Here is a 5,511-nt window from a genome sequence, read left to right on the forward strand (position 1 = left end):
AGATGGGCACATGGCTTTCGCTCTGCCACAGGTGGCCGCGGCGTACGCCCAGTGCCTGCTCATCCAGCCGCCAGAACGTCAGTCGGTGCCGCCGCCAGCCGAACCAGGCGCCCCACGCCAGCCCGACCAGCAGGCCGGCGCAACCGGCGAGCAGCCAGTGCGCGTAATGGAAGGCCAACGGCACGATGCCGGCGGCCAGCGTCAGTGGGATGGCCATGCCGATGGCGCTGCCGACAGCGGCGAACACCGCGCCACGCCGTGGCAACGGCTGCCAGCCGGTGTTGGTTTCAAGGGGGTGAAGCGAGGCTTCGGGGAGCGCGGGAGGTTCCATCATGCGCTGACTTTAGCGGGTTGGATCGAAGAAGAGGCAAGTGCAGGGGAGGGGGCGCATTGCGTGTGCTTCCCCGCAGCCTCAGTCGCGCATCACTGCGCGGCCATGATCAGCGCATCGACATCCAGGTGGTGGCCGGCACGGGCGGCCTTGGTGCGCAGGTACTGCTCGTTCTCGGCGGTGATCTCGCCGGTCACCGGCACGCAACCGCTGACTTCGATGCCGGCGTTGCGCAGGTGCTGCACCTTGGTGGGGTTGTTGGTCAGCAGTTGGATGCGTTGCACGCCCAATGCGCGCAGCATCGCCACCGCGCTGCCATAGCGGCGCTCGTCGGCACCGAAGCCGAGCTGGGCGTCGGCGTCGATGGTGTCCAGCCCTTCGTGCTGGTAGCCATAGGCGCGCATCTTGGCGGCGATGCCGGTGCCACGGCCTTCCTGGTCCAGGTACAGCAGGATGCCGCCGCCCAGTTCCTTGAGCGTGCGCAGGCCGCGCCGCAGCTGGTCGCCGCAGTCGCACTTGAGCGAACCGAACAGGTCACCGGTCAGGCACGAGGAATGCACGCGCACCGGCACCGCGCCCTGCAGGTCTGGCGTGCCGACGATCACCGCGACCTGGTCGCGCTGCGCCACGCCGCCACGGAACACCGCGAACTCGCTCATGCCCACGTCGCGCAACGGCACCGGCGAGCGGGTGACCAGTTCGTAGTCCTGGCCGGCCTGGCGGGCGCCGTCACGCAGGGCTTCCACGCTCAGGTGCAGGCAGGGGTCGAACGCGCTTGGCCCCGGCGCCAGTTCCACCGAGATCATGGCCGGCAACAGCAGGCCGAGCCGGGCCACTTCCACCGCCGCCGCGTCCAGGTCATTGCCCAGTGGTTGCGCGCCTTCGGCCGTGGGGGCATCGCGCAGGTAGGCCAGTGCCGGCAGCTCGGCGAACTCGCGGCCGGCCAGCGGCAGGCGGATGCCATCGCTGGCGGTGATGCCCAGCGTCTGCGCGCGCGGGGCGGTCAGGAACAGGTAGTGCTGCTGGTCGCTGGCCTGGCCGAAGGCGGCCAGGCTGCGCGGGGAGCTGCTGTCCAGGGCGAGGGTGGCCAGCCGACGATGCCCGTCGACGATCACCACCGGCCGGCCGGCACGCAGCTCGGCGGCGGCGCGCTCGCAGTGGATGGCGGCGGTTTCGCCGAACGGGCCGGCGCTGGGGGAGGGGGACTGGACGCTCATCGGGACCTTATGGGGACCGCCGCTCGTTGATTCAATCGACGGGACAGGTGACGCAGTGTTGCAGGGCCGGTGTCAGTGCGGGTGCCTGGCGGTGGCGTAGGGGTCAGTTTCGCCGCTGCCCGGTGGTCGCAGCGTGTAGCGCTTGTAGGTCCACTGGTACTGCGACGGATCGCGCCGGGCGATGCGCTCGATGCCTGCGCTCAGGGTGGCCACCGCGGTGGGCAGGTCCGCATTGGCGATGGCCGGCTCGGCCGGCTCCACGTGCAGGGCAAACTCCAGGTCCGGGCCGATGCGCTCGCACCAGGCGTACAGCAGGGTGGCGCCGGTGCGCTCGGCCAGGCGGTTGACCAGGGTCATGGTCAGCGCCTGCACGCCGAAGAACGGCACGAACTCGCCATCGCCATTCTTGGGCTGCTGGTCGGGCAGGATGCCGGTGGCACCGCCGTCCTTGAGCACCTTGAACAGCTGCCGCACCGCCGGCCCCTCGGCACGCACCTGGCGCACGTTGTCACCGCCGCGGCACAGCTGCAGGAACTCATCGCCGACCGGGTTTTCCGGCGGCGCGTAGACGATGGCGATCGGGCCACGTTCGGCCAGCCACTGGTTCAGCAGCTCCCAGTTGCCGTAGTGCGGGGCGATCACGATCACACCCTTGCCCGAGGCCAGCGCGGCGTCGTACAGCGCCTGGCCGTTGCGCTGCTTCAGGTGCCGGGCCAGGTTGTCGGCCGGGTCGTGGGTCCACAGGTACAGCGTTTCCAGCGCCTGGCGGGCGGTGGTGCGCAGGATCTGGCGGTGCAGCCAGCGACGCTGGTCGGCCCCCAGTTCGGGATAGGCCAGCTCCAGGTTGCGGCGGGTGACCCGGCTTTCACGGGCGTCGATCCGGCCCCACAGCCAGGCCACGGTGTCAGCCAGCGTCCGCTGCCAGGACCAGGGCAGGTGGGTCAGGGCGGTGGCGAGGCGGTGGTAGAGCTTGGCGGTGGCTTGCGGTTTCATCCATGCAAGTCTAGCGGCTGAGGCCCGGTGCTATGGTGGGCAATTGCCCCATTGGACCGACCATGCTCTCCCTGATCCAGCGCGTTACTCAGGCCTCGGTCACCGTCGATGACGCCGTGGTGGGGCAGATCGGACCCGGTCTGCTGGCCCTGGTGGGGGTGGAGCCGGGGGACGACGAGGCGGCGCTTTCGCGAATGGCTGATCGCCTGCTCGGTTACCGGGTGTTCGCCGACGATGCCGGCAAGATGAACCGCTCCTTGCGGGACATCGGCGGTGGCTTGTTGCTGGTCAGCCAGTTCACCCTGGCCGCGGACACCCGTTCAGGCATGCGCCCGAGCTTCACCAGCGCGGCCCCGCCGGCGGAGGCTGAACGGCTTTTCAATCGATTGGTGGCGATCTGCCGTGAAAAACACGCCGCAGGGGTGGAAACCGGGCGCTTCGGTGCCCATATGGTTGTCAGCCTGGTGAATGACGGTCCCGTCACTTTCCTGCTCAGACCCTGACGCCCCGGAACCACCGCCGGCAAGCGTTACGCTGCGCTGGTATAATGCTAGGTTCCCTATATTCCAACCCGCCGGTGGCGCGAGCACTACATGGCCAACGAACGTCCTGCCCAGCAAAACGACATCAAGCTTCTGATCAGCAAGGGCCTGGAACAGGGCTACCTGACCTACGCCGAAGTCAATGATCACCTGCCCGACGACATGGTCGACCCGGAGCAGATTGAAGACATCATCGGCCTGATCACCGGCATGGGCATTGATGTCCATGAGGTTGCGCCCGATGCCGACACGCTGATGCTCAGCGATGGCAACACCGGCAACCGCGAAGTCGATGATACCGCCGCCGAAGAAGCCGCGGCCGCGCTGACCGCGCTGGACACCGAAGGTGGTCGCACCACCGACCCGGTGCGCATGTACATGCGCGAGATGGGTACGGTCGAGCTGCTGACCCGCGAAGGCGAAATCGCCATCGCCAAGCGCATCGAGGAAGGCCTGGGCCAGGTGCAGGCTGCACTGGGCACCTTCCCGCTGGCCGTGGAATCGGTGCTGGCCGACTACGAAGCGCACAAGGAAGGCAAGAAGCGCCTGGCCGAAGTGATCGTCGGCTTCAACGACCTGGTCGAGGAAGAACCGGCCCCGGCCGCCGCCGCCGACGGCGACAGCAGCGACGACGCCGATTCGGAAGCCGACGAGGACGATGACGACGTCAGCAGCGACGAGGATACCGGCCCGACCGGCCCGGATCCGGTCGAAGTGGCCCGTCGCATGGACCTGCTGGCCGCGGACCTGGCCAAGTTCAAGAAGGCGCATGCCAAGGGCGATACCAAGGCCCAGACCAAGCTGCGCGACGAGCTGGCCGCTACCTTCATCACCTTGAAGCTGCCGCTGCCGCTGACCGACGTGCTGACCAAACTGCTGCGCGACACCATGGGCCAGGTCAAGGCCCAGGAGCGCCGCGTGCTGCACCTGGCCACGATCACCGCGCGCATGCCGCGCAAGGACTTCATCCGTTCCTGGGAAGGCAACCAGACCAACCTGGAATGGGTCGAGGACGCGATCAAGCGCAAGCAGAAGTGGTCCTCGGCGCTGCGTGACGTCAAGGATCAGATCGTCGCCGAGCAGCAGGCCACCATCGACCTGGAAAAGAGCGCCCAGCTGTCGCTGGACGAGCTCAAGGAAATCAGCCGCGTGATGGCCTATGGCGAAGCCAAGGCGCGCAAGGCCAAGAAGGAGATGGTCGAGGCCAACCTGCGCCTGGTGATCTCCATCGCCAAGAAGTACACCAATCGTGGCCTGCAGTTCCTGGACCTGATCCAGGAAGGCAACATCGGCCTGATGAAGGCCGTGGACAAGTTCGAGTACCGCCGCGGTTACAAGTTCTCGACCTACGCCACCTGGTGGATCCGCCAGGCGATCACCCGCTCGATCGCCGACCAGGCGCGCACCATCCGTATCCCGGTGCACATGATCGAGACGATCAACAAGCTCAACCGCATTTCCCGCCAGATGCTCCAGCAGTACGGCCGCGAGGCCACGCCGGAGGAGCTGGCCAAGGAAATGGACATGCCGGAAGACAAGATCCGCAAGGTGATGAAGATCGCCAAGGAGCCGATCTCGATGGAAACTCCGATCGGCGACGACGAGGATTCGCATCTGGGCGACTTCATCGAGGACACCAACGTGGAGTCCCCGATCGAGAACACCACCAACATCAACCTGTCCGAAACCGTGCGTGACGTACTGGCCGGCCTCACCCCGAGGGAAGCCAAGGTGCTGCGCATGCGGTTCGGCATCGACATGAACACCGACCACACGCTGGAAGAAGTGGGCAAGCAGTTCGACGTCACCCGCGAGCGCATCCGCCAGATCGAAGCCAAGGCGCTGCGCAAGCTGCGTCACCCGAGCCGCTCCGAGCAGCTGCGCAGCTTCCTCGACATCGATTGATCGACGGCGACGGCAGCAACGGAAAATCCCGCCCAGGCGGGGTTTTTTGTTGCCCGCGACAGCCGCCATCGGTGGGGATGCCGTCCAGGCCTGCCCGGCATGGGAGGTGCAATCGCAGGCGGGGAGGCCAGTTCCGGCAGGCGCCGCATGAAGCGCGCGGCGGTCACACACCGTACCCGATGACCAACGGGCACGCGTAAGCGCCCCGGCACTCCCGATGCCCGCTGGAAATCCGCCATGTACACCCGCATCGCCAGCGATGATGCGCCTTTGCGGGTGTCACGCCCGGCAAGGACAGGTTGCCCGGCAACATTCCAGCCCCTGCTGCGGCAACGCACCGTTTCGTCGTATCGAGAATGCGCGGTGTGCCCGCAATGCGCAGGTGGCAGGCGCCTTCCAGGCGTCGTTGCATTCGGAGAGAAATCGCCTGAATCACCGGAAAAACCAGGGGGAATGCGTAGGGAAGCGTCGCTGCGTGCCGTTTCGGAACAACCGTGATTGCAACACTCAGTGTTGCCTCCTC

5 protein-coding genes and 1 pseudogene are annotated in these 5,511 nt (G+C 66.9%); 2 read left to right on the top strand and 4 right to left on the bottom strand.

The features are described 5' to 3' along the window. The 3 genes and pseudogenes from VA603_RS09580 to VA603_RS09590 form a co-directional block, all read right to left on the bottom strand. Positions 1-334: pseudogene (locus VA603_RS09580) on the bottom strand (PH domain-containing protein); the annotation flags it as partial. 89 nt (positions 335-423) lie between these two features. Next, positions 424-1,548, bottom strand: a complete 1,125-nt coding sequence (ribA, locus tag VA603_RS09585) for a GTP cyclohydrolase II RibA (protein WP_323438666.1) — start codon at positions 1,546-1,548, stop codon at positions 424-426. 72 nt (positions 1,549-1,620) lie between these two features. Then, positions 1,621-2,541, bottom strand: a complete 921-nt coding sequence (locus tag VA603_RS09590) for a lauroyl acyltransferase (protein WP_323438667.1) — start codon at positions 2,539-2,541, stop codon at positions 1,621-1,623. Positions 2,542-2,603: 62 nt separating this feature from the next. Between VA603_RS09590 and dtd the strand changes: the two genes are divergently transcribed. Together dtd and rpoD are read left to right on the top strand one after the other, a co-directional pair. Continuing rightward, the gene (gene dtd, locus VA603_RS09595) at positions 2,604-3,044 is read left to right on the top strand and encodes a D-aminoacyl-tRNA deacylase (protein ID WP_132865847.1); all 441 of its coding nucleotides are present in this window, start codon (positions 2,604-2,606) and stop codon (positions 3,042-3,044) included. Between the two features lie 90 nt (positions 3,045-3,134). Next, entirely contained in the window at positions 3,135-4,988 is a 1,854-nt protein-coding gene (gene rpoD / locus VA603_RS09600; protein WP_192287818.1) for an RNA polymerase sigma factor RpoD, read from the top strand. Between the two features lie 163 nt (positions 4,989-5,151). On the opposite strand, the gene VA603_RS09605 is transcribed toward rpoD, so the two are convergent. After that, a partial coding sequence (locus VA603_RS09605; protein ID WP_323438668.1) for a hypothetical protein occupies positions 5,152-5,511 on the bottom strand: 360 nt, incomplete at its 5' end.

The organism is Stenotrophomonas capsici (genome assembly GCF_034961085.1).
Lineage (GTDB): Bacteria > Pseudomonadota > Gammaproteobacteria > Xanthomonadales > Xanthomonadaceae > Stenotrophomonas > Stenotrophomonas capsici.